This is a genomic window from Stenotrophomonas sp. STEN035, from assembly GCF_056759935.1.
This window is the reverse complement of sequence record NZ_JBRRDY010000010.1, coordinates 14,313-39,138: the sequence shown is the minus strand read 5'-3', so window position 1 is coordinate 39,138 and position 24,826 is coordinate 14,313. Positions and strand designations below refer to the sequence as shown.

The 24,826-nt window shown below is 60.5% G+C and carries 21 protein-coding genes and 1 tRNA gene; 14 read left to right on the top strand and 8 right to left on the bottom strand.

The genetic code is table 11. From position 1 onward, the window contains the following. The first annotated feature begins 60 nt into the window (after window positions 1–60). The 6 genes from ACVOLL_RS07160 to ACVOLL_RS07135 all read left to right on the top strand — a co-directional run bounded on the left by ACVOLL_RS07160 (window position 61) and on the right by ACVOLL_RS07135 (window position 9,076). The gene (locus tag ACVOLL_RS07160; RefSeq protein ID WP_481512279.1) at window positions 61–4,350 is read left to right on the top strand and encodes a hypothetical protein; all 4,290 of its coding nucleotides are present in this window, start codon (window positions 61–63) and stop codon (window positions 4,348–4,350) included. A 310-nt stretch (window positions 4,351–4,660) separates the two neighbouring features. Further along, entirely contained in the window at window positions 4,661–4,960 is a 300-nt protein-coding gene (locus ACVOLL_RS07155; RefSeq protein ID WP_481512278.1) for a hypothetical protein, read from the top strand. Further along, window positions 4,947–6,440: a His-Xaa-Ser system radical SAM maturase HxsB gene (hxsB, locus tag ACVOLL_RS07150; RefSeq protein WP_481512277.1), complete on the top strand. Its 1,494-nt coding sequence runs from the start codon at window positions 4,947–4,949 to the stop codon at window positions 6,438–6,440. The genes ACVOLL_RS07155 and hxsB overlap by 14 nt, the downstream gene beginning before the upstream one ends. Beyond that, window positions 6,427–7,614, top strand: a complete 1,188-nt coding sequence (gene hxsC / locus ACVOLL_RS07145; RefSeq protein WP_481512276.1) for a His-Xaa-Ser system radical SAM maturase HxsC — start codon at window positions 6,427–6,429, stop codon at window positions 7,612–7,614. Before hxsB ends, hxsC begins: the two co-directional genes overlap by 14 nt. Next, window positions 7,557–8,225 (top strand): His-Xaa-Ser repeat protein HxsA, encoded by a 669-nt coding sequence (hxsA, locus tag ACVOLL_RS07140; protein ID WP_481512275.1) that lies wholly within the window; start codon window positions 7,557–7,559, stop codon window positions 8,223–8,225. The genes hxsC and hxsA overlap by 58 nt, the downstream gene beginning before the upstream one ends. Before the next feature lie 119 nt (window positions 8,226–8,344). Further along, window positions 8,345–9,076 carry an NYN domain-containing protein gene (locus tag ACVOLL_RS07135; RefSeq protein ID WP_481512339.1) on the top strand — a complete coding sequence of 244 codons (732 nt, stop codon included), beginning with the start codon at window positions 8,345–8,347 and terminating at the stop codon, window positions 9,074–9,076. A 245-nt stretch (window positions 9,077–9,321) separates the two neighbouring features. On the opposite strand, the gene ACVOLL_RS07130 is transcribed toward ACVOLL_RS07135, so the two are convergent. Beyond that, complete coding sequence (locus ACVOLL_RS07130) at window positions 9,322–9,663, bottom strand: hypothetical protein (protein WP_481512274.1); 342 nt, start codon at window positions 9,661–9,663, stop codon at window positions 9,322–9,324. 372 nt (window positions 9,664–10,035) lie between these two features. Here ACVOLL_RS07130 and ACVOLL_RS07125 point away from each other — a divergent pair, with 372 nt between their 5' ends. Beyond that, window positions 10,036–10,524 (top strand): hypothetical protein, encoded by a 489-nt coding sequence (locus ACVOLL_RS07125; RefSeq protein ID WP_481512273.1) that lies wholly within the window; start codon window positions 10,036–10,038, stop codon window positions 10,522–10,524. 619 nt (window positions 10,525–11,143) lie between these two features. On the opposite strand, the gene ACVOLL_RS07120 is transcribed toward ACVOLL_RS07125, so the two are convergent. The 6 genes from ACVOLL_RS07120 to dtd all read right to left on the bottom strand — a co-directional run bounded on the left by ACVOLL_RS07120 (window position 11,144) and on the right by dtd (window position 16,020). After that, complete coding sequence (locus ACVOLL_RS07120; RefSeq protein ID WP_481512272.1) at window positions 11,144–12,328, bottom strand: tyrosine-type recombinase/integrase; 1,185 nt, start codon at window positions 12,326–12,328, stop codon at window positions 11,144–11,146. Window positions 12,329–12,508: 180 nt separating this feature from the next. Next, a tRNA-Ile gene (locus ACVOLL_RS07115) sits at window positions 12,509–12,584 on the bottom strand. Window positions 12,585–12,877: 293 nt separating this feature from the next. Then, the gene (locus ACVOLL_RS07110) at window positions 12,878–13,267 is read right to left on the bottom strand and encodes a type II toxin-antitoxin system HicB family antitoxin (protein WP_481512271.1); all 390 of its coding nucleotides are present in this window, start codon (window positions 13,265–13,267) and stop codon (window positions 12,878–12,880) included. Between the two features lie 8 nt (window positions 13,268–13,275). Beyond that, window positions 13,276–13,458 carry a type II toxin-antitoxin system HicA family toxin gene (locus tag ACVOLL_RS07105; RefSeq protein WP_481512338.1) on the bottom strand — a complete coding sequence of 61 codons (183 nt, stop codon included), beginning with the start codon at window positions 13,456–13,458 and terminating at the stop codon, window positions 13,276–13,278. Window positions 13,459–13,638: 180 nt separating this feature from the next. Beyond that, entirely contained in the window at window positions 13,639–15,486 is a 1,848-nt protein-coding gene (gene rpoD, locus ACVOLL_RS07100) for an RNA polymerase sigma factor RpoD (RefSeq protein ID WP_481512270.1), read from the bottom strand. Between the two features lie 93 nt (window positions 15,487–15,579). Continuing rightward, a complete protein-coding gene (gene dtd, locus ACVOLL_RS07095; protein ID WP_481512269.1) occupies window positions 15,580–16,020 on the bottom strand; it encodes a D-aminoacyl-tRNA deacylase in 441 nt (146 codons plus the stop codon). Window positions 16,021–16,083: 63 nt separating this feature from the next. On the opposite strand from dtd, the gene ACVOLL_RS07090 reads away from it, so the two are divergent. From ACVOLL_RS07090 to ACVOLL_RS07075, 4 genes are all read left to right on the top strand, one after another. Then, a complete protein-coding gene (locus tag ACVOLL_RS07090; RefSeq protein ID WP_481512268.1) occupies window positions 16,084–17,004 on the top strand; it encodes a lauroyl acyltransferase in 921 nt (306 codons plus the stop codon). Between the two features lie 74 nt (window positions 17,005–17,078). Further along, the gene (gene ribA / locus ACVOLL_RS07085) at window positions 17,079–18,200 is read left to right on the top strand and encodes a GTP cyclohydrolase II RibA (RefSeq protein WP_481512267.1); all 1,122 of its coding nucleotides are present in this window, start codon (window positions 17,079–17,081) and stop codon (window positions 18,198–18,200) included. Window positions 18,201–18,403: 203 nt separating this feature from the next. Further along, the gene (locus ACVOLL_RS07080) at window positions 18,404–18,910 is read left to right on the top strand and encodes a PH domain-containing protein (protein WP_481512266.1); all 507 of its coding nucleotides are present in this window, start codon (window positions 18,404–18,406) and stop codon (window positions 18,908–18,910) included. A gap of 17 nt (window positions 18,911–18,927) precedes the next feature. Then, window positions 18,928–20,421 (top strand): PH domain-containing protein, encoded by a 1,494-nt coding sequence (locus tag ACVOLL_RS07075; RefSeq protein WP_481512265.1) that lies wholly within the window; start codon window positions 18,928–18,930, stop codon window positions 20,419–20,421. A 44-nt stretch (window positions 20,422–20,465) separates the two neighbouring features. On the opposite strand, the gene ACVOLL_RS07070 is transcribed toward ACVOLL_RS07075, so the two are convergent. Then, window positions 20,466–21,497, bottom strand: coding sequence for a CDP-glycerol glycerophosphotransferase family protein (locus tag ACVOLL_RS07070; RefSeq protein ID WP_481512264.1), 1,032 nt, complete (start codon window positions 21,495–21,497; stop codon window positions 20,466–20,468). Between the two features lie 102 nt (window positions 21,498–21,599). Here ACVOLL_RS07070 and ACVOLL_RS07065 point away from each other — a divergent pair, with 102 nt between their 5' ends. The 3 genes from ACVOLL_RS07065 (at window position 21,600) to ACVOLL_RS07055 (ending at window position 24,821) form a co-directional block, all read left to right on the top strand. Further along, window positions 21,600–22,421, top strand: a complete 822-nt coding sequence (locus ACVOLL_RS07065) for a glycosyltransferase family 2 protein (RefSeq protein WP_481512263.1) — start codon at window positions 21,600–21,602, stop codon at window positions 22,419–22,421. 286 nt (window positions 22,422–22,707) lie between these two features. Then, window positions 22,708–23,904: an O-antigen ligase family protein gene (locus ACVOLL_RS07060; RefSeq protein ID WP_481512262.1), complete on the top strand. Its 1,197-nt coding sequence runs from the start codon at window positions 22,708–22,710 to the stop codon at window positions 23,902–23,904. Next, window positions 23,901–24,821 (top strand): glycosyltransferase family 2 protein, encoded by a 921-nt coding sequence (locus tag ACVOLL_RS07055; RefSeq protein ID WP_481512261.1) that lies wholly within the window; start codon window positions 23,901–23,903, stop codon window positions 24,819–24,821. The genes ACVOLL_RS07060 and ACVOLL_RS07055 overlap by 4 nt, the downstream gene beginning before the upstream one ends. The last annotated feature ends 5 nt before the right edge of the window (window positions 24,822–24,826 follow it).

Below are 24,826 nucleotides of genomic sequence, written 5' to 3'. Positions count from 1 at the left end.
AATGAAGCCGCAAGGCCTGTCCGGCGGATACTATTTACGGCATCTCTCATCACTTGACCCATGGCGATGGCTGGCCAAGAACTGAATCGCACTTTTTTTGATCTAGCCACCGATGAAAATACCCAAATTGAGACCGCCGAGCTGCTCGCTGATCTCGCCATTGGGGGAAGGACTGGCTGGTCAACCCTGTTAGGTTCCGAGCGCATCCTGATCGTCTCTGAAGCGGGTATGGGCAAGACGTACGAGTGCCAGCGCCAGCAGCAAAGGCTTTGGGAGGAAGGGCGATCGGCATTCTTTTTGGAATTGGCCATGCTGGCGACGGCACCGCTGGAAGGGCAGTTCTCCGCCGAGGAGAAGCAGCGCTTCGACAACTGGAAAGCAGCGCAGACCGAACGTGCATTCTTCTTCCTGGACTCGGTCGACGAGTTGAAGCTCACCCAGCGCTCTTTTGAAACGACCCTCAAGCAGTTCGCCGCAGCCCTAGGCGACAATCTTGAGCGAGCGTGCATCGTGCTGACGACGCGCCCGACCGCATTCGACTTGAATGTTGTTCGAAAGCGGCTTCCGTTTAATCCAGCTCCGGATGTGTTCGTACCGGAGGACTACTTCGCCAACGTGGCGATGAGCGTGAACAAAGAGAAGTCGGCCAAGCGATCAACGCCAGAATGGCGTTTTGTCGCCCTGTCGGCGCTCGACGAGAAGCAGATGCGTGCACTCGCAGTTGCCCAATGCGTGGGGGATCCGGATGCGCTTCTGGACGCTGTCAATGCTCACCATGCTCACGACTTCGCTAAGCGGCCATTGGATTTTTTGGAGCTTTGTGGTGACTGGAAGGTGCACGGACGCATTCGTGCTCACCGCGAACAAGTGGATAGCAGCATCGACATCAAGCTTCGGGCACGCGGCAACCGGCCGGAGCGGACACAGTTGCCGCCACAGCGGGTACGCGGCGGGGCGGCCCGATTGGCTTTGGCTGCCCTCCTCTCGCGAAAACTGACACTCTGGCACAGCAGTGACGACGACCGCGGCCGAGGGGACGCGACCCTGGACGCGGCCAAGATCCTGGACGACTGGTCGGACGATGAGGTGAAAACGCTGCTCGAACGTCCCCTCTTTGGCTTTGCAACCTACGGGCGCGTTCGATTCCACAATCGATCCATCGTCGAGTTCCTGGCAGCGGAACGGCTCAAGTTGCTCGTGGATCGCGGACTTCCGATCCGAACATTGATGCGCCTGCTGTTCGCGACAACACCAGAGGGCCAGCGGATCGTCAAGCCCTCGTTGCAGCCCGTTGCAGCTTGGCTGGCACCCCACATTTCTACGGTTCGCACTGAACTTCTCGAGCGCGAGCCAAGCATTCTGCTGCGATATGGCGACCCCGGTTCGTTGAACCTGACGCTGCGGACGCAGGCGTTGGAGCGATACGTTCACATGTACGGCGCCAGCGGATGGAGGGGGCAGGGAATTCCGAATCTGCAGGTCCAACGCGTTGCGACGAACGATCTCAACGACGTCATCGCCCGCCTGTGGGCTGGCGGCATCAAGAATCCCGAGGTTCGGGAAACGCTGCTTGAACTAATCGGGACTGGGCAGATGACTGGGCTCGCAGGCATCGCCTATGACGTTGCCACCAATCCAGACAACGATCCGCGCGATCGTTTGAATGGGCTTCTCGCGCTCGCGGAACTTCGGGATTCGCGCCTGTCGGCGTTGCTGGAACTGATCGCAGCACCATCGCAGGATTGCCCGGAGGATCTGGCGCGGTCTGTCGTCCACTACCTGTTTCCCCAGCACTTATCGGTTCCGCAACTCGTCAAGACGCTTGCACGCCTATCTCCAAAATCTCGTGAGATCGGGAGCGTCTCAACAATGCTGCCGTTGTCAATCGCCAAGGCGAAGTTGGAACCTATTGTATTGGCGGAGCTGCAACACGGATTAGCAGAACTGGTGTCCAACAGTTGCCGCTGGCACGACCAGTACTACCGGGTCACATCCGATCGTCAGGATCTAGTGCCGGCGCTCCTAGTCGCCAGCCGGCGCCGACTGGAGATGCGAGAAATCGGCTCCGATCTCTTCGATGCCGTCGCGTTAGCCGGATTACTTGCGAGACTGGATCATGACGCGACTGAAGACACTAGGACCCTGAGCGCCGTCCTCACCGACGCGCCGAGCGAGGTTCGGGAGGGCATTTTCTGGGCCAATGACCGCTTGGTCAGGGAGCACTACCCGAAGAACGACTGCGAACCGTTCCTTCGCCTCCATCAGTTTCAGTCGCATGGCGCATACCAGATCGAGCTCCAAAAGGATGCTGACTGGCTGCTGGCAGCGCTGTCCGATACCTCCAGGCCGCTTGAAGATCGCGAACTCGCCTTGGAGACCACCTTGCGCTACTCGGGTGACCACCAAGATCGTCTAGCTTGGCTGAAGCGGCTCGTTGCGATGTCCAGCGACAACGAGGTACTAGAGCTCCGCGCCAAAGAGTACCTGAACGCGGTAGAGAACCCGAGTCCTCCCCCTGCATGGCAGATAGAGAGTGAGAAGCGCAGGGAAAAAACCCAACGGAAGCATGCCAAAAATCTGGCCAGCTGGAAGCTGTTCTGGCGCGAGCTGAAAAATGATCCGGAGACCGCCTTCTCGGAGAACCGCATCGACAACACCAGTTGGAATCTTTGGCGTGCCATGGAGAAGGATGCTCAAGATCGCTCGTTCTCCGGGTGGAATCCCGGGTTCATCGAGCGCGTCTTCGACAAGGGCATGGCGGATCGCTTCAAGGTCGCGCTCGCGGCAGCGTGGCGCAAGGACCGACCCACCCTCAAGTCAGAGCGGCCGGCAGACCAGAGGAACAGCTATCTGATGCGATGGCGCATGGGCCTTGCCGGTCTCTATGCGGAGTCGGAAGGCGCCTCGTGGGCGTCCATACTCACGTTGGAAGAAGCGGACCTTGCTTGTCGTTACGCATTGCTAGACCTGAATCGACTCCCAGCTTGGCTCGAAGCGGTTGCTCACGTGCATCCGACCGTTGTGGATACAACGATCGGAAATGAGCTCATGGACGAATTGAAGGACGCGGATGCGAAGCATTCGATGCTCTTGCAAGATATCTCCCATGCATCTCCCGCGGTCATCTCGCTGTTTCTAGGACGCATTCGATCTTGGCTGAAAGACTCGCTCCCCACGAAGGACGCTTCCATTCTGGAGGCCGACAAGATACGTCGGGCAACAAAGCTTCTTCTCGACCACGGAGATGACCAAGACGTAGCGTACATACGAACAACGGGGATACCGAAGTTACAAGGCTCACCGAAACCGTCAGAAATCCTGTTCTGGCTTCCGATCCTCGCGCGGTTGGATCCTGCAGTATGTGTCGAAGAAATGGAGCGGCTGGCCGGAGGGATCTTGCCTGCACAGCAATCGCAGGTGGTTGGCTGGTTCTCCTCACTGTTCGGCCAAGAGTCCGATCTGGATATGGCCAAGTTCGAAGTGTCGCCTGAACTGCTGCTGCGGCTCGTCAGACTGGCCAATCGCCACGTCAGGTTCGAGGACGACCTGGATCATGTGGGCACCTACTCGCCCGGCCCCCGAGATAAGGCGCAGCGCGCCCGGAGCATGCTGGGAAACGCTCTGTTGGGCATCAAGGGACCCGGCGCATGGGGCATCAAGATGCAGTTCGCCGATGACCCAGAAGTCGCGCACTACCGCGACCGCGTCCGGGCGGTTGCTCTTGAGAAGCTGGCGGAAGACTGGGATGCCGTTGTACTGAGCGAGGTCGACGTCGTACAGCTAGAGCGGGAGCATGAATTCTCGCCAACCAGTCGCGTGGAGATCGCCGCCCTGCTCGACACGAGGCTTGCCGACATCGAGGATCTTCTGCTCCAGGACGCGTCACCACGGGAGCTATGGGCGACGATCGAAATCGAGCGGTTGCTGCGCCGCGCGTTGGCGGCAGAATTGCAGAAGATGGCCCGGGGCGCCTACACGGTCAATCAGGAAGCCGCGACGGGCGATGAGAAAGAAACCGATATCCGTTTAGCCTCTACCACCGCACAACTTGAAGCGGTGATCGAGCTCAAGATCGGCGAAAACGGCTACACCTTCCGCGATCTTCGGAATGCGCTCCATATGCAGCTGGTTGGAAAGTACATGGCGCCGGAGCACCGGCGGGTGGGTTGCCTGCTGATATCGGTGGCGACTGATCGATTCTGGAAGGATCCGGATACCGGATACCGAATGGAATTCGAAGAGATAATAGCCAGTTTGGATGCCGAGGCAAAGGCATTGACGGCCAGCTTGGGGTATGGTGCGTTCGTTGCCGTCAGGGGTCTCGACCTACGCCCCAGAGGAAAGGCGTAGTACCGCTGGGACAACAGCGTCCAATGACCGCTTTGGGTCGCATGACGTCCTTTAGCAAGGATCTGTTGTTGATCTCTACAGAACGTCTTGGGCGATTCCTCGCAACACTTGGAATTGGACCCTAACTCCGTCGTTCAGACGCCGGCAAACCGTCGCTGCGCTCACAGCGGCCCGCAAGTAGCACTGGAAACCCCTTGATAGCCGCGGAAAAAGCCTCGACGAGCACATGATGATTCTTACGAGCTGAACTATCTTCCTTGCAAAAAGCACGGCTCAAGCGCAAAGTTCGCCTATCCAAGGGGGATGAGCAATGGAAAGCTCTCAGTATGTTGTTGACCGTCGGTTGTATAGCGACGACGTGGTCGCTAGAGCGGCCCATCGCTACACCGGCAAACACAAGGTGGAACTACGCATCGAGGGCGACACTATTGTGGCTTCCTTCGAATCTCCCTGTCTCCCCGAAGACATTGACGCCTCCTTTGCGCGCGATCTCTTGGACGAGCGCCTCCGGGCACAAGTGCGAGCTGAAACAGCAGGGTTACAGCAAGAACTGCTCAAGGCCGCATTGGCGCAGGCCCAACCGCTGGTGACACCTGATGTCCAAGTTTAGGTCACCGCAAGCCTTCGCGCTCTCCGATTCATACAAACTGCTGCCCTTCCGATTCCGGCGCCTGCCATGGGACCACAATCGAGCTTTTGTTTCGTCCATGGGCGGAGACTGGCTCCTTATGGGCATGAACGACCTGCAGAGATTCGTTGCCCACGAGCTGCCATCAGACTCTTCTCTATTTGCCGATGTGCAAGCGCGCCACCTGGCGGTCGCAAGTACGGATACCAGCAGCATTGCTCCCTTACTTAGCCAAATTCGTACCCGGAAATCCTACATTCTCGGCGGACCAGCCCTGCACATCTTCGTCGTCTCGCTGCGCTGCCATCACACCTGCAGTTATTGCCAGGTATCGCGCCAAGAGACGACAGCTGCAGATTTCGACATGGAAAAGCGACATGCCGAACTTGCAGTAGAGCGCCTTTTTGAATGGCCTAGTCAAGAATTGACCGTAGAGTTTCAAGGCGGCGAGCCACTACTCAACTTCGCGCAGGTTGTACGCATCACGGACCTGATCGTAGAACGTAATAGATCCGCTGGGCGCAGCCTACGTTTCGTGCTTGCCTCGACTCTGCACGACCTCACCGAGGAGCAGCTTGAGTTCCTAGCCGAACACCGCTTCAAACTTTCAACGTCGCTCGACGGCCCTGAGTGGCTCCACAATGCCAACCGGCCTCGACCTGGGCGCGACAGCTATCGGCGGACTATCGACGGCATTGACTTAGGTCGCCGTTGGCTTGGCGAAGATGGTGTGTCCGCACTCACAACCCTCACCAAACGAAGCCTCGAGGTGCCGGAAGCCATCATCGACGAGTATCGGAAGGTAGGTTTTCACTCCATCTCACTGCGCCCCCTCAGCCCTTACGGCTTCGCCACTCGTACAGCTCCGCGAACCGGCTACACAACCAGTGACTATCTAGCCTTCTACAGGCGCGCTTTTCAGCACCTGATCGCGATCAATCGCTCGGGCTACGCCATGGATGAGTCTTACGCATCCCTGTTGCTCTCACAGCTCTTCACTTCGTTCGGGCACGGCTATGTCGATCTTCGCTCGCCTTCCGGTGCAGGGCTTGGCGCAGTGATCTACGATTACGATGGACGTGTCTACCCATCAGACGAAGCCCGGATGCTTGCCGCGATGGGCGATGACGGCTTTGCACTGGGGGACGTGTCCCAGACCGTTCCGGAGTGGCTAGTCTCACCTGCAATGGAGCGCCTATTGAGTGCTGGGGTAGCGGAAGCACTTCCGACCTGCTCCGATTGTGCATTCGTTCCTATGTGCGGCGCGGACCCCATTGAGCACTATGCACGCCAAGGGGACCCAATTGGTCACCGGCCGACGAGCGACTTCTGCAGCAGGAATATGGGGCTCTTCGACTTTATATTGGAGCAATACGAAACCACTGATCAGTGGACCCGAAGCCTGATGCGCTCCTGGGCAATGCCCAAGTTTGTTAGAGAGACACCCGATGTTGCCGCTTGAGACCGGAGCCCAAATCGCACCTTCAACCAAGGCTTCTTTACTGAAGGTCGTCGACCTGACTGAGTTCGCTCAAACGGCCCTGCCCTTCGACCGTTTAGCCCTGGACCTGCGAGAAGTCGGCTCCGAGAGACTCAGCGGAGCCCTACTAGAACTCCCCTGGGGCGCCATACTTCCAGGTAAAGCCTGGGATGGGTCAGAAGCACTGCCAGTGGTTCGCTTGGAAGGTTCGCCAGATCTTTGTAAGTCAGGGGACGCGATCGAACTCAACCCTATACGTAAGAAGGTTGCGATTCGCTATCGCCGCGGAGATACAGGCAACGTCCTATTCGCCACCGAGCGCTGCAATAGCTACTGTCTGATGTGCTCTCAGCCACCTAGGGAGGTCGAAGACGCATGGCGCGTCGGACACCTCCTAGATCTAATCGACCTGATTGACGTCAGCGAGCCCTCTCTAGCGATTAGCGGTGGCGAGCCTACGCTGCTCGGCGATGGACTAGTGGAAATCGTAAAGAAGTGTGCGACATCGCTACCTGAAACGCACATCCATATCCTATCTAACGGGCGCATACGTGATCCTACGCTACATGCCAAGTTTACTGGCGCACATCCAAACCTAAGCTGGGGAATTCCCCTCTACGGCGATCATTACGCCTTGCACGACTATGTGGTCCAGAGCTCTGGTGCGTTCTCCCAGACGCTGCGCGGCTTGTATGCCATGCAAGCAGCTAACCAACGTATCGAGATCCGTGTTGTTCTGGTGAAGCCAACAGTAGAGCGTTTAGCTGAGCTCGCTCGATACATCTGGCGCAACCTTCCTTTTGTTGAGCATGTAGCCTTGATGGGGATAGAACCCATCGGCTTTGCGAAGGCACATCACCAGGAGCTTTGGGCAGATCCCGCTGACTATGCTGAGGCACTCAGTACTGCGGTAGATACACTTGCCGGCAGTGGGATTCCTGTGTCCTTGTACAACCTTCCACTATGCTCGCTAGACCGTTCCTTGTGGCCTTACGCGGTTCAGAGCATTTCAACATGGAAGAACGACTATCTTCCTGCTTGTAGCGCTTGCTCCGTACGAGAGCGTTGCGGCGGATTCTTCTCTTGGGTTACGCCGGCATGGACCAGCCGTGCCATCTCCCCCATACCGGAGCTACAAGCATGTCCAGTGCATTAATGATAATTGGCGCAACCATCGGCGCTATTAGCACAGAGCCCTCAAAGGGGCAGTTGGATATTTCAAGGCTTTCGGAAATGGATGGCAAGTATGTAACTGTGTTGAGCACCTCGCTCAATGCTGGCAGCCACAATCTGTACGCCGGCCATAGAAGTCATAGCTCGCACCGATCACATAGCTCCCATCGATCACACTCATCCGGCTCAGGCAGCTCATACCGCTCTTACACGCCGCCTGCCACCTATACGCCGCCGAGCACCTATACACCACCCTCGACCACCAGCAGCAAGGGTAGTAGTGGTAACACGTCAAACGTGCAGAGCTTGCAGCCATCGACCAGCCGGCCTTCATCGACTGGCAGCAACCTCACGTTGGAGCCAAGCTCAACTACACGCCTCCCATCGCAGAGCCGAGATGCTGACACCCTGAAGCTGCTGATCATGCGCGTGCAAGCTGCGCTCTACTCAAAGGGCTACGACCCGGGCGCCATTGATGGAACTCTTTCTACGGAGACACGCCAAGCGCTGCGTATGTTCCAGCTAGCTCACGGAATTTCCGCAACAGGAACTATGACCACCCCTACGCTCGACGCTTTGGGAGTTCGACTCTGACCAACGAATTAGCGTTTAACCCAGATCAGAATCCAAACACAAGGCAATACGTGAAGCCTCGCACTGGAAAGGAAAACTAGGATTTGGCACACCATCAGCAGGAAGCATCTGTCGCCGTAATGATTGATTGCGATAACGTATCAGCCGAGATCATCGATTTCGCGCTTTTGATGGCAGCTCAGGCCGGGCGAGTGACCTTACGTCGCGGCTACGGAAACAAGTCCACCTTAACCAACAGCTGGGAAGAGGCTCTTGTTAGACAAGCCTTCACTCCTTGCCTTCAATTTCAGTACGCTGCAAAGAAGAACACCTCAGATATTGCTTTAGCGCTAGATGCGCTCGAAGCACACTTCGACCGTCGGGCGGAGACTTTCTGCCTTGTCACCAGTGACTCCGACTTCGCGTACCTGTGCCGCCGACTTCGCGAGCGAGGCGCCTCAGTCTTCATTGTCGGCGAATCCAAAACTCCGGACGCACTGCGCAATGCTTGCGATCAGTTCTTTGAGTGGACCAAGGAGGTCGGAGTCGCTGCAGAGCCAGTTGCTGCGAGCTCATGCAAGCCCGCAGATCTAGTCGCCGTCGAGCCACATCCGGAAGGTCCTGTCGCTCCCATAAAGCGCCGACCACGTTTCGTTGTCGAAGCGGTTTCCCTGCTCGCAGCCAGCACTCCAGACGGGAAAGTCACGCTCAATGCTTTGGGCACATATCTCAAGAGAGCTGACTCTGGCTTCTCACCCAACACCTATGGGCACTCTGGCCTATTGAACATGTTGAGGACCTACGATCTTCTCACCGTCAATCAGGAGAGCAGTGGCATCTGGACCACAAGCCTGGCGACCGAGACCGCTTAGCCGATGTTGCCGCCAATTCAGAATAAAGTTCGGACTTCCCCTAAATTCGCTAGTGTTCCATCTGCAGATATCCCCTCTCTCCCTTCCTCGGGATTCGGCCGATGACCGCGTTGCCAAAATGCTGGGAGTGCGGAGGCACGGGACCAAACCGTCGCCCAGAAGGACCGCTGCAACAACGCGTCCAGCCAAGTAAATGGAATCGCTGACTACCCCTCCTCATCCAGAGAGGTCGTCGCTGAATCAAGCTAGCGGGTAGGCGGCAGGCCCGGGAGTGGCCCCCTGGGCTCAATCGGCGTGTTGTCTGTCAGGCGAATGACCGCCTCTCGCAACGGCAGGCCCGGGTACAGCCTGGCGGCGCACCGACGCTCGGCGAAGCGCTTACCCTGGAGGATGCTGGCGACTGGGGCGTTCTTGGTCTGCCACATCTGCAGGGCGTTCAGATGGAGACGGTAACCACCCTCGCGGGCCGGGGTGACACTGGCCACCTCGCGTCCGTTCCACCACAGTGCCAAGCGCTCGCACATCTTCACCCACCCGGACGGGATAGGAGAGGTGCGGAAGCCTTGGTAGCCGTGCGAGGGAAGCATGGCTGGAAGGATACGGGCGGCGGTCGCAACGACTGCGACAAGATGGCTGAATCGATTAGGGACCGGTGCGAGTTATCTTCACCTCGACCTCCCCACCGCATGGGCAGGAGGCGGACTTGATTACGTCCTCGCCGTACGATTCCCGGGTGTGGAGCGAAAACACCTTGGAATCAGGGCCGCTCCAGCTGCCACCCGAGTAGGCAGAGCCCTTCTGATGAGCAGAGGGTGTATCCACCGCTCCACAGCCCTTGCAGGTCAAGCTGTAGTGGGTCGAATCGATGATGCCCATGTTCACCCTCCGGTTGGTTTTTCAGAGGATATTCCTGCAATGCCCAACTTGCCATCTACCATTTCCGATAGCGAGATCCCCCAATGAGGGTTGAAGCCCAGAACTACTTCGCCTTGATAGTCGAGCCAACTTGCGCCGAATACTTCGAGCGACCGTGGGAGTTCCGCCGAGCGATCTTGTCCCTGATCGTGACCTCTCACATGGTCGATTACTGGGTGATGGGCAACTACGCGGGAAGCCAATCCAGAAAGGCGATGGGCGACGCAGTGGGCCAAGGCCGCGAAGCTCTGTCAGCTCTGTATCCAGACCTGCAGCTACTCACCGATGCAGCCGATGCCGCCAAGCACGGGAGGCTGGCCTCAATTCAGAAACGCGCCCGCCAGATCGACGGAGCGGACCAGCTGAAGGCGACGCCAGGCCTATTCAACGCTCCCTTCGGCCAAGGCGTATTCGCCGAGGCAGTGGACATCTACTTTGAAAGCCCCGACGGCCGACACGTGAGCATGCGAGGGCTCCTTACGCAGGCGCTGGCCTTCTGGCGCGGCCAATTGGGAATTCAATCCAAGCCGTAGCCAATTGCTCCATGTCAGGAAATCCCTGACTAGAAGACGTGGGGGTCCTCTGCGAACGTCGTGCCATCAATTGGAGCGCACATGAGCAACTGGATGTGGAACGTGAATGCGTTGGGACTTGGCACCGTGGTGATGCTTGCTCTTGCTGGCGGGGTCGCTCTGGCATCCCACCTCGCGGTCTTCGAAGCGCGTGCCTGCACCGGGTTGTCCCTACTGCAGGAAGGGTCTTACAAGTACGAGCAGAGGCTCGCACAGTGCATGCGGGATGGCCGAACTCTTCCGGCTAAGTAACGCTGGAGAAAACTACCGCTCTCCGGTAGCCCCCCCTGACTCAGCGCCCACCCGCTCGGCCAAGCCGCACAGCGCATAGGTCGATCACGTTTCTAGGGCGTGCGTTCGATCTACGGGCCTTTTCACGTCTGGCTTGCCACCGCTCCAGCTCAGTGAAGTAGTCGTCTGCCAGTGTTTGGCAAATGCCAAGGTCGGCCGGTGCGAAATTTGGTCAGGAAGGGATGAATCGCCCAGGCTTTTGTAGACACTCTTCAGCCGTTTAGTGCGTACTGCCGTTCAAACGCTATCGGGGACGGGCCGCCATTGGAACCGGGCAAGAATCAGGCGTCTAAGCAATTTTCTGATTTCGCAACTTTTCTAAGTAGTCAGCCCATCCCTGCATCATCTTCTTACGCTCTTTTAGGTGCGTCGTACGGTTGTATGCTCGTCCCAGAGGATCTCGAACCGCATGGGCTAGCTGATGCTCGATGAAGTCTGGCCTGTATCCCAGAACCTCGTCTAACAACGTTCGAGCCATGGCTCGGAAGCCGTGAGCAGTCATTATCGTGCCGTCGAAGCCCAGATTTCGCAGAGCAGCATTAATCGTGTTCTCGCTGATCGACTTCGAAATACTCCGAATACTGGGAAGCACATACTCGCTGCGCCTCGAATACGGACGAACCTCATCCAGAACTTCGATGGCCTGACGTGCCAGAGGGACGATGTGCGCCGTATGGGTCTTACTGGTCGTGTAGCGCCACTCTCCAGCTTGCAGATCGATGTCCGACCAACGCGCTGCTCGGAGCTCCCCCGGGCGGACAAACAGAAGCGCTGAAAGCTTCAAAGCAGCAGAGACAATAGGGGACCCCTGATAGCCGTAAATTGCCTTGAGCAACTTGGCGACCTCTTCAGGTTCGGTCACGCTGGAGAAATGCGTCGTCTTCGTTGGAGACAAAGCACCCACAAGGCTAAGCGCAGGGTTGTTCTCAGCGCGCCCTGTAGCAATGGCATAACGGAAAACGAGGCCAGCGGCGGCCCTGGTGCGATGCGCCGTCTCCACCGCTCCGCGCGCTTCAATCTTCCTGAGTGCCTTTAACAAAATCGGCGCAGTGATACTGCGGATCGGCAACTCGGCAATACCACCCAGATCTCTCTCAAGCATCCGGCGCTCGCGAACAACCGAGCCAGGACTGAGGGTCTTCGCACGCTGGAGCATCAACTCTTCCGCAAGGCTACCGAACGTGTTGCCTGCTTCTTCTTGCTTAGCAGCGCGCTCCACTTTCGCCACCAGACTCGGATCCACACCTTTTTTTACCAATGCTCGGGCCCGATCACGCTCAGCACGCGCCTCCGCCAGAGAGACAAGCGGATACTCCCCGATAGTCAGCATGTTGGCCTTGTCGCCAAATCGGTAGCGGTAGCGCCAGATCTTGGCGCCCGTCGTCCGCACTTCGATGCAAAGCCCATTGGCATCTGCGAGTCGAAAAACCTTGTTCTGAGGCTTGAGACTACGGAGCTTGGTGTCAGTCAGCATGTGTGTGAGTAACGCAATTGTGAGTAACGGAGGCCAGCCCCGCAATCTTACTCACACCGTTACTCACAATCCAATCGGATGTCGCCGGACGACATCGAACTAGATCGGATGAAAAAACCCTATAAAACCCTGTATTTCAGTCACTTTCCGGACTTCACTGGACTTTGCCGGACCATGGAATGGTGGGCCCACCAGGATTCGAACCTGGAACCAAAGGATTATGAGTCCTCTGCTCTAACCGTTGAGCTATAGGCCCGCGCTGACTGCACAGTGTAGTGGACGTGAGCCGTTGTCGACTACTTCCCTGAGTCTGATTCGATGTACATGGATTGCGAACGGCCAGATCACCGAAGGTGGAGCATTCAGGCGACGACTGCCCCATCGGCGATGAGCTCAAGGGTCAGTACGTGCACTGCCATCCCGCATACCTGGTTCCCGGGCAGGTCGTGGCGACAGCCTATCAGGCTGGTGCAACTCGACTCTGATTAGCCACTATGCGATTTGCAGCTGGAAAACATCTGTTCCCCTGGACGAATCAAGAGGAACGCTTCAGTTCAGCGCAGCCAGATGCGCGATATAGGCAGACCTGCTCTCGCCGGCAGCCTTCGCATTCGCGTCCAAGCGCATCAGCACACGGCGCGGCAGTGTGATGTTCACGCGCTCGATCGTGTCATCGAGCAAGGAGGGATCTACATTGATGTAGGCCACCATCCAACCAGCGAAATCGCCCTTTTCCAATGCAGCCTGGGCACTGGACGGCCGGGGAATCGCACGACCTGCATCCAGCGCCGAATCGATCCACGCAGCGGCAGCCTCTTCCACTTCGGTCATGGCTTCATCCAGAGTGTCACCTGCGGAGAAGCAGCCCGGCAGATCTGGAACAACCACGCTCCACGCGGTGTTTTCGTCGCCTGCCTCAATCATGACGGGATAGCGCATATCGCCTCCTATTTCAGCCTCGCAATTCTGCGGAGATTGTTTACCAGCCCTTTTCCCAGGTCCTTCTTTGGATGCGGGACGGTGATGATGCTTGGGTTGTCCGGATGGACGTAAACATGGTGAAAGCCACGCACGCGGTCCAATGTCCATCCATTGGTCATCAACTCCTTGATGAGGTCCGCGCTTCTCATGCAGACAAAATACACACGATACACACTACCCACAAGCAACCACAGACTGCCGTCGGCAGCGAAGGCAGGCTGGATCCGGACACCGACCGCACCGTCGCAAACCAGAAAACGAAAAACCCCGCCAAGGCGGGGTTTTCCATTCCGACACTTACGCGCCAGCAATCACTTGCAAGCCACCACTCACTCGATGTCGAGGAAGCTGCGCAGCTGCTCCGAACGGCTCGGGTGACGCAGCTTGCGCAGCGCCTTGGCCTCGATCTGGCGGATACGCTCGCGGGTCACGTCGAACTGCTTGCCCACTTCTTCCAGCGTGTGATCGGTATTCATGTCGATGCCGAAGCGCATGCGCAGCACCTTGGCTTCCCTCGGGGTGAGGCCAGCCAGCACGTCACGCACGGTTTCAGACAAGTTGATGTTGGTGGTGTTCTCGATCGGGGACTCCACGTTGGTGTCCTCGATGAAGTCGCCCAGATGCGAATCCTCGTCGTCGCCGATCGGGGTTTCCATCGAGATCGGCTCCTTGGCGATCTTCATCACCTTGCGGATCTTGTCTTCCGGCATGTCCATTTCCTTGGCCAGCTCCTCCGGCGTAGCCTCGCGGCCGTACTGCTGGAGCATCTGGCGGGAAATGCGGTTCAACTTGTTGATCGTCTCGATCATGTGCACCGGGATACGGATGGTGCGGGCCTGGTCGGCGATCGAACGGGTGATCGCCTGGCGGATCCACCAGGTGGCATAGGTCGAGAACTTGTAACCGCGACGGTATTCGAACTTGTCGACGGCCTTCATCAGGCCGATGTTGCCCTCCTGGATCAGATCCAGGAACTGCAGGCCGCGGTTGGTGTACTTCTTGGCAATGGAGATGACCAGACGCAGGTTGGCCTCGACCATTTCCTTCTTGGCCTTGCGCGCCTTGGCTTCGCCGTAGGCCATGACGCGGCTGATTTCCTTCAGCTCGTCCAGGCTCAGCTGGGTGTTCTTTTCCAGGTCGATGGTGGCCTGCTGTTCGGCAACGATCTGATCCTTGACGTCACGCAGGGCCGAAGACCACTTCTGCTTACGCTTGATTGCGTCTTCCACCCACTCCAGATTCGTCTGGTTGCCTTCCCACGAGCGGATGAAATCCTTACGCGGCATACGGGCGGTGATGGTGGCCAGGTGCAGCACGCGGCGCTCCTGCGACTTGACCTGTGCCATGGTGTCGCGCAGCAGGCGGACCAGTACGTCGGTCAGCGGCAGCGGCAACTTCAGGGTCACGAAGGTGGCCGAGATTTCTTCGCGCAGCTTGGCCTGGGCCTTGGTGTCACCCTTGGCGTGTGCCTTCTTGAACTTGGCAAGATCGCTGGCCAGCTGCTCCATGCGGGCAGCCACTTCCACCGGATCCGGACCGGTCGGGCCGGCTTCTTCTTCGACGTCGTCGCCGTCGTCTTCTTCGTCGCCGTCTGCATCAGCATCATCGCTGGTGTCTTCGGCAACGGCCGGTGCCGGCGCTTCCTCGACCAGGTCGTTGAAGCCGACGATCACTTCGGCCAGGCGCTTCTTGCCTTCCTTGTGCAGTTCGTAATCGGCCAGCACCGACTCAACGGCCAGCGGGAAGGTGCCCAGTGCAGCTTGCACCTGGCCCAGGCCTTCTTCGATGCGCTTGGCGATGGCGATTTCGCCTTCGCGGGTCAGCAGCTCGACCGTACCCATTTCGCGCATGTACATGCGCACCGGGTCGGTGGTGCGACCACCTTCGGTGTCGAGTGCGGTAAGTGCAGCAGCAGCTTCTTCAGCGGCGGTATCATCGACTTCACGGTTGCCGGTGTTGCCGTCGCTGAGCATCAGCGTGTCGGCGTCGGGGGCGACTTCGTGGACATCGATGCCCATGCCGGTGATCAGGCCGATGATGTCTTCGATCTGCTCCGGATCGACCATGTCGTCGGGCAGATGATCGTTAACTTCGGCGTAGGTCAGGTAGCCCTGTTCCAGGCCCTTGCTGATCAGAAGCTTGATGTCGTTTTGCTGGGCAGGACGTTCGTTGGCCATGTAATGCTCGCGCCACCGGCGATTGTGAAGATGGGAACCTAGCATTATACCAGCGCAGCATAGCGCTTGCCGGGGCGGTGGGTTCGCGGCGCGCTACGGTCTGAGCAGAAAGGTTACGGGCCCATCGTTGATCAGGCTGACAACCATATGGGCACCAAAGCGGCCAATTTCCACCCCTGCGCTGTGTTTTTCACGGCAGATAGCCACCAAACGGTTGAAAAGCCGTTCAGCCTCGGCCGGCGGCGCGGCACTGGTGAAGCTCGGACGCATGCCTGAACGGGTATCGGCGGCCAGGGTGAACTGGCTGACCAGCAGCAGCCCACCACCGGTATCGCGCAAGGAACGGTTCATCTTGCCGGCATCGTCGGCGAAAACCCGGTAACCCAGCAGCCTGTCCGCCATCCGCGACAGCATCGCCTCATCGTCGCCCGGCTCCACCCCGACCAGGGCCAGCAGGCCCGGGCCGATCTGCCCGACCACGGCATCGTCGACGGTGACCGAGGCCTGGGTGACACGTTGGATCAGGCAAAGCATTGGCAGCTCCTGCTGTGGGGCCGGGCACCATAGCACCGGGCGCCAGCGGCTAAACTTGCGGGAATGAAACCGCAATCCACTGCCAAGCTCTATTACCTCCTCGCCCGTGCCCTGACCCACCTGCCCTGGTCCTGGCAGCGGACCCTGGCCGACACGGTGGCCTGGCTGTGGCGCAGCATCAATGCCCGCGAGAGCCGGGTGACCCGCCGCAACCTGGAACTGACCTACCCGGAACTGGACGTCACCCAGCGCGCGCGCCTGCACCGCGAGGTGCTGCGCACCACTGCCCGCCAGGCGCTGGAAACCCTGTATCTGTGGACCCACGACCCGGCCCAGAACCTGTCCAGGCACCTGCGCGAACGCCACGGTCAAGAGCTCTACGACGCCGCGCTGGCGTCAGGCAAGGGGGTGATCGTGATTGCCCCGCACTACGGCAACTGGGAGCTGTTGAACCAGTGGCTGGCCTCGCGCGGGCCGATCGCCATCGTCTATGCACCGCCGGAGAACCCGGTCGGCGATGAATTCCTGCAGCTGTGCCGCGGCGGCGACAACGTGCGCCAGGTACGAGCTGAAGGGCCAGCGGTGCGCCAGTTGTTCAAGGTACTCAAGGACGGCGGCGCCACCGGCATCCTGCCCGACCAGCAACCCAAGAACGGCGACGGTGTATTCGTCCCGTTCTTTGGCATGCAAGCGCTGACCATGACCCTGGTCAATCGCCTGGCCGAGCGCACCGGCGCCACCCTGCTGTACGGCTGGTGCGAGCGCACCGGCCCCAACCTGGACTTCGCCCTGCACATCGAACCGGCTGAGCCACAAATCGCCGACCCGGATCTGCAACTGGCCGCCGCTACCCTCAATGCCGGCATCGAGCGCATCGCCCGCCGCGATCCTGCGCAGTACCAGTGGACCTACAAGCGCTACACGCTGCGCCCGCCGGGCAGCGGCGAGCACGACCCTTACGCCACTGCCCGTCACCCGCACTGAACCTGCTGCTGCAACACTGCGTCACCCGTGCCGCTGGATTGATTCGACAGCCAACGGCCCCCATAAGGTTTCAAATGAACAGCCCCGCTTCCGCCAGCCCGTCCTACTTCGGCCAGACCGCCGCCATCCGCTGCGAGCGCGCCGCCGCCGAACTCCGTGCGGGCCGCCCGGTAGTGATCAGCGATGGCCGGCAACGCCTGGCCAGCATTGCCCTGGACAGCAGCTCGCCGGAAGGCTACGCCGCCTTTGCCGAGGCCGCGCAAGGCCGCCATTATCTGTTCCTGAGCGCAGCGCGCGCGCAGACCCTGAGCATCAATGCCGCCACCGGCATCCATGTGCCACTGGCTGATCGCGCATTTGCCGAGCTGCCAGCACTGGCCTACCTGCGAGATGCGATCGCACCGGCCGATGCACAAGCCAATGGCAATGCGCTGGACGCAGCGGCAGTGGAAGTGGCGCGACTGGGTTTGCTGTTGCCGGCCATGATCTCGGTGGAACTGGATGCGGCAGGCAGCCCGTTCGATGACTGCCTGCAACTGGACACCACCGCGCTGTACGAGGGTGCTGGCCAGGCCGGCCAGGACTACGAACTGGTGACGCGCTCACCAGTACCCCTGCGTGACGTCGGCATGAGCGAGTTCGCCGTGTTCCGTGGCGGCGTAGCGCAGCGTGACCAGGTTGCGGTGATCGTTGGCAATCCGGACATGAGCGGCATCGTGCCGGTGCGCGTGCATTCGTCCTGCCTCACCGGCGACCTGTTCGGCTCGCTCAAATGCGATTGCGGCGACCAGCTGCGGCGCGGCCTGCACACGCTGAAAGAGCTGGGCGGCGGCATCCTGTTGTACCTGGACCAGGAAGGCCGCGGCACCGGCATCGCCGCCAAGATGCGTGCCTACGGCTACCAGCACGAAGGCCTGGACACCATCGACGCCGATGCACAGCTGGGCTTCGGCGCAGACGAGCGCCGCTATGGCAGCGCGGTGGCCATGCTGCGCGCGCTGGGCGTGCAACGCATCCAGCTGCTGACCAACAACCCCACCAAGGTGCAGCACCTGCGCAAAGCCGGCATCGAAGTGGTTGGCTGCGTACCAGTCACCGGCGAGATCACCCACGAAAACGAGCAGTACCTGCGCACCAAGGCCGCACGTGCCGGCCACCACCTGGATGTGGATGCGCTGATCATGGCGGCGCAGTAAGCGTTTTGACTTTTTGTAGGAGCGGCGTCAGCCGCGAAGCCAAAGATACATCCGGCGCCCACAATAACGCCCCACCTTGAAACTGCGAGTGCAGGCCTTTCGGCGGTCTGCAGCCTCGCCAGCTTCGCGGCTGACACCGCTCCTACAACAGCCAGCGGCATCGCACCTACCGCTGTACGGTCCCGGCGTTATATCGTCTGTGCATGACTGAACCTCCTGCCTTCGATACGCCGCTGCCGGACGACATCCAGTGGCAGCCATTGCCGCCGCGCGGCGCACTGTTTGCCGCCGCCGGTTCGGCACTGAGCATGGCCCTGCTGTTTGGCGCCGCCAGCGTGGTGCTGGTGTTGGCTACCGACCAATCGAGCTGGTTGCTGATTCCCCTGGCTGCAGCCGCAGTGGGCGCACTGCTTGGCGCATGGTTCGGCTGGCGCCGGCATCGGCTCACCTTCTGGCGGCTGGACGCGCAATCGCTGGGTGTACGCCGTGGCCATATGTGGCAGAGCGAAAGCCACGTGCCGGTATCGCGCGTGCAGCACCTGGACCTGCGTCGCGGCCCGCTGGAACGCATGGCCGGCCTGGCGACCCTGATCGTGCATACCGCCGGCACCCGCATGAACACCGTCGCCGTGGCCGGACTGGCACACGCCGATGCCGAACGTCTGCGTGATCGTTTGGCGCGCCAGCTCGACCACGACGACGCGCTGTGAGCGAACTCCCGCCCCCCGTGCCCAGCGACGAACAACGGCTGCATCCGTGGTCGTGGCTGTTCGCCCTGCAGCAGCAGGTGCAGCAGTTCCTGCTGCCGCTGGTTGCCTTGCTGGTGTTCGGTAGCCGCCGCGATGACGACCTGCCCTATCACCACTGGATCAGTGGCGCGATCGTGGTGGCGCTGGTCGCCAGCGCGGTGCTGCAATACCTGAGTTACCGCTATCGCATCGGCAACGATGCGCTGAGCATCCGCAGCGGCATCTTCGAACGCACCCGTCGCGAGATCCCCTTCGCGCGCATCCACAACGTGGTGGTGCACCAGAACCTGTTGCACCGCATGTTCGGCGTGGCCGAGCTGCGACTGGAATCGGCTGGCGGCGACAAGCCCGAAGCGGAAATGCGTGTACTCAAACTGGCGCAGGCGCTGGAGCTGGAGCGGCTGATCCGCCAGGGCGGCAGCGAAGCAACGCCAACCGGCGATCAAGCTGACACTCCCATCGATGGTGTATTGCTGAGCCTGCCGCTGTCCGAACTGGTGCGGCAGGGGCTTATTTCCAACCGCGCAATGGTCGTTGTGGCGGCAGCAATCGGTGCGGCCTACCAGCTGTTCCCGCGCCGGACGACCTCCGATTTCATCGAAGAACAGGGCCGCCACGCCTTCGGCTATGCCAGCCAGCTGCAGCTGGGCACGCTGACCATGGTTGCTACTGGCCTGCTGTTGCTGGCCTTCGCGCTGGTCCTGATGCGGCTGCTGTCGATAGGTCTGGCCATCGTGCAGTACTACGGTTTCCGCCTGAGCGAGGCCGACCGCCGTCTCACCGTCGAACGCGGCCTGTTCACCCGCGTGCGCAGCAGCGTGGCACGCCGTCGCATCCAGGCCTGGACCCTGCGCGAAGGTGCGCTACATCGGCTTTTCAAGCGCCGCCAGCTGCGCGTGGATATCGCCAGTGGCGGCCAGCAACAAGAACAGGACCGGCGCGCGCTGAAGGAACTGGCCCCGCTGGCAACGCCTGCTGCCTGCGATGGCCTGTTGCAGCACCTGCTGCCGCAGCTGCAGTGGCCGCCCACCCAATGGCTGCCGGTAAGCACCCGCGGCTGGTGGCGGTTGTGCCTGCCGGCGCTGCTGTTGATGAGCCTGCTGTCTGCACTGCTGGTATACGAAACCGGCAGTGCATGGGGCCTGCTGCCGCTGCTTTGGCTGCCATGGTCTGCGCTGAAGGCGCACCGCCAGGTAAGCCGCATCGGCTACAACATCGACGCGCAGCGCGTGGCCATTCGTGGCGGCTGGTGGAACCGCTGGTGGCGGGTAGCCGAGTTGGACAAGCTGCAGGCCCTGCGGCTGGATCGTTCACCGCTGGACCGGCGGTTCGGCACCGCGACACTGACCTTGGATACGGCTGGCGCAGGCGGTGCACCGGCCCTGCAGCTGCGTTTCCTTGAAGAAGCCCAGGCGCGCGCGTTGATGGCGCAGCTTGAGCGGGAGATGGTGCGGCGCAAGCTGCGCTGGTGAGCCATCACCTCTCCCGCAAGGAGAGAGGTGAACACTTCCTGCGACTAAACCCGCGCCGGGCCCCAATAACCGATGCGCTTGCGCAGCTTGATCTTGCGCCACCAGTTGCGCGGCTTGGGCTTGCGGTTGCGCCCGCCCTTGGCGATGAAATCATCGATCGCCTGCAGGATGCGCTCGCTGGACTGACCGTCGCGGTAAGGGTGCAGCTGATCTGCAAACTGGCGCACCGCGGCCATCAACTCCGGCGGCCGCGACAAGGCGGTACGGATTGCACCTTCAAACTGTGCGGGGTCATCGATGTCCAGCAGCTGTGGGCCCGGGCGGCGGTTCTTGAAGGTCACCACTGGCTTGTAGGTCAGCAGGAACTCATTGAGTGCCGAGGACGTGTCCGAGCACATCATGTCCACCTGCGGGAACAGGTCCAAGATGTTGTCGTCGTCTGCGAAACGCAGATAGGGGCCTTCCAGCGCGCGGTACTTGGCGGTGATTTCCGGATCCATCTTCGGATGGAAGGTGACGATCCAGCGCCATTCGCCAGTCTGCGACAGCCGCTTGATCTCGTCGTACAGGATGCCGGCGGCGCTCCAGGACGGTGAAAAGGTGGAGTGGTACAGGATCACCGGCGGTTCGCGCACCGGATCAGGCTCGTCCTTGAGCTGGCTCATGAACGGGTCGATCTTTGGGAACCCGGTTTCCACCACCGAAAAATGTCCGGTCTTTTGTGCCAGTTCCGAGAACGCAGCGGTATCACGCGGGCCGGTGGTGCAGTACAGGTCGAAGAAGCCACGGATATAGATGTGGCGCGGCTTGCCGGCGTCAAAGCCATGGAAGGTCTCGACCTTCACCCCGGGGAAGAAGTGCGGCACCGCGTTGGACGAGGTGATCACCGCACAGGGGTTCCACGCACGCACCTGCTCAACGCTCAGCAGGGTTTCATCGGCGGTCAGGTCTTCAGCGCCCGGGCCATCGAAAAACCATGCCGCCTCATCACCACGTGCGCGGATCGCCGCCTGCAGCGGGCGGAGGATGGCCAGCGCATAGCGCTCGGACCCGTACAGCAGATAGTGGCGTGGCACGGTGGGGAACTCCTGAATATCCCGGATATGCCGAAATTATCGCATCGCCAGTGGAAGCCGTCGCTGCTAGGCTTTGGCCCGATCCCCCGTGCCAGACCCCGCATGCCCAGCCCAAGCACCGCCCCGCCCGCCCAGCGCCCGCGCCTGTCGGCCTGCATCATCGCCTTCAACGAAGCCGACCGCATTGGCGACTGCCTGGCCTCGCTGGCGTTCTGCGACGAGATCGTGGTGGTCGACTCCTTCTCCAGCGACGCCACCGTCGCCGTGGCCGAAGCCGCTGGCGCCCGCCTGGTGCAACGTGCGTTCACCGGCTTCCGCAGCCAGAAGGCGTTCTGCGTGGAGCAGGCCAGCCACGACTGGGTGCTGTGCCTGGACGCCGATGAGCGGGTCAACCCGGAACTGCGCGCGGCCATCGAGGCCGAGCGTGACGCCGGCTTCAAGCGCGCCGTCGGCTACCGCTTCGCGCGCTGCTCGGAATACTTCGGCCGTTTCCTGCGCCATGGCACCGCCTATCCGGACCGGGTGCTGCGCCTGTTCGACCGCCGTCACGGCGGCTGGCGCGGCGATCGTGAAATCCACGAAGCCGTCTCGCTGGACGGCCCGGCCGCCCTGCTCAAGGGCGACCTGCTGCACCACCCCTACCGCAGCTTCCTGCAGCTGCTGGACAAGAAGCAGAAATACGCGCGGATGATGGCCGAGCATGAATTCGCCAAGGGCAAGCGTGCCAGCCTGGGCAAACTGATCGTCGCCCCGAGCTGGCGCTTCATCCGCAGCTACGTGGTCAAACGCGGCTTCATGGATGGCTGGCCGGGCCTGATCGAGGCCTTCGTCAGCGCCAATTACGTTCGGCAGAAGACCATCATGCTGTGGCTGCTGCAGAACGGGCAGCCGCTGGTGAACCCTCCCGCAGCAGCCGATCCGTAAGACATGTGCATTTTCTGAACCCAGCCCGGCAGATGACCTGTACATGCCCTCTCGTTCGTTGAAGATGCAGTCCCTCGCCGCTAGAATTATTTGTTCTACCGACTGAGGTTCCGACCTGGTTATCCGGTGGCCGTCCCGCTGTCACTCTCACCTTCCCAGCGGCGTCTCCATGCCCCACCGGTGTGATCCCTACGTGAATCATTTGTCTTCGGCCCAATCCCCCCCGTTGTTGCAGGGGCTCCGTACCCGCTTGCTGACGGCTGGGCAGTGGTGTGCGGTATTCACGTTGTTTGCCGCCCCCGTCAACAAGCCTGCCACCAACATTCTGATTGGACTGAGCCTGCTGTGTTCCCTGACTGGCACGGAGCTGTTTGCACGCTGGCGCGCCGCTCTCCGCGAGCCGGTGGTGATTGGCTTTCTGGTCTGGTTCGGCGTGTTGCTTGCCAGTTCGATACACGCCTGGATCACCTACGACAACCCGGCCTTTCGCGAAGGCTCCATGTGGAGCTGCCTGTATCCGGCCCTGATCGCCAGCCTGCTACGGGATTCGCGCTGGCGCTGGCGCGCGCTTGCCGCCTTTGCGGCGGCAGCCGGTCTGGTGGTGGTGATCTCCTACCTGATGCAATTTGGCCTGGTGCCGCAACGTGCAGTAGCTGACATCCAGCCATCCATGCGCAATACCGTTTTCAAGGAATACACCCAGCAGGGACTGGCCAGCCTGATCCTGATGTCGATGCTGCTGGCCGTAGGCCTGAACAGCCTGGATCGGCGCTGGCGCATCGCTGCACTGGTCGGTGCCGCGATCGTGCTGTGCAATGTGGTCACGCTGATCCAGAGCAGAACCAGCTACATCGTGCTGCTGCCACTGCTGGGGTACTGGATCTACCGCTCGGTTGCCCATCGCCTCAATGGCTGGCGCACGCTGGTCGTCAGCACAGCACTGGTGGCTGTCACCATCTCCACACTGTGGTCGACACCCAGCATCCGCGAACGCATGCTCAGCTCGATCAGCGAAGAAGTTGATGGCTACCTGGTCAGTCAGGAAGCCACCTCCAGCGGAATCCGCCTGTGGCTATGGCAGCAAACCCTGCCCATGATCGCCGATGCACCGGTTTTCGGGCACGGCCTGAACCAGTGGGAACCGCTCTACCTGGAGCAGATGCGCAGCATCCCGGGCTCGGAACCGTTCATCACCGGCCACCCACACCAGGAAGCACTGCTGATCCTGGCCGAGGAAGGAGTGGTCGGCCTGCTGCTTTTTGCCACCTTGTTGCTGGCTTTCGCAGCCTACTCGAGCAAACTGCGTGATCCGCAAAAGGGTATCTTTGTGAGCATCTTCATCATCTATGTCGCCGCCGGCCTGGCAAATGGACTCTGGAGCAACTTCACCCATCGCCATGTCTTCATCCTGTTGATGACCTGCATCCCAATGGGCAGCTTCCCGTGGTACGGCCTCGCTAGAGAACGCGAATCCACATCATGAAGCCCAACACGTCGTTTGATGAGGTGACCATTGTCTGCGTCACCTACAACAGCTCGACTCTGGTGGAGACGATGGCCAACACACTGGCCCCGTTCCCCCATGTCATCATCATCGACAATGGCAGTAGCGACGACACCGCCGCACGCATCAGACTGCATATCCCGCATGCGCATGTAATCACCCGCCGCACCAACGCAGGTTATGGCGGTGCCAACAACCAAGCGATGGCGGCGGTGCAGACGCCGTTCGCATTGCTGCTCAATCCCGATTGTTTCATCGCCCCGGCTGACCTGCAGTGCCTGTTGGACTGTATGCAGCAACACCCCAAGGCCGGCGTGATCGGCCCGCAGAACTGGCGCAGCGAAACAATCCCACAGATATCCCATCGCCAGGCTTTCTTCAGACCCGGCGCGGACAGCTTCTGCACGGTGCCGGACAAGGTCACCGCCGCCGAATGGATCCATGGCTGTTGCCAGCTGCTGCGAACCAGCGCGTTCCGCCAGATCGGCGGCTTTGACGAAGTATTCTTCCTGTACTACGAAGACGACGACCTGTGCCTGCGGATGGCCCAGGCCGGCCATCAGTGCCTGCTGCAGCCAGCGGCTCGCGCCCTCCACAAAGGCGGCGCCTCCTGCGCCCCCAGCATGCGCACCGATTTCATCAAGCGCTTCCACTACGCACGCTCACGTCAGATCGCAATCCGCCGCTATGTAGGCAATGCCGCGGGGCGCATGCATCTAGCCAAGCTGATGACCGCCACGGTGCCTGCCGTGCTCGTGTACAGCCTACTGCTGCGTCGACGGGATGTGATCAAGTGGGCCGCATGGGGAGCGGCGGGATTTTCCGCCGCACTGGGACTGGACGTGGTGCCTGGGCGTGGCAAACCCGGCACAACGCCCACCGACAGCTGGAGCTAGCACCT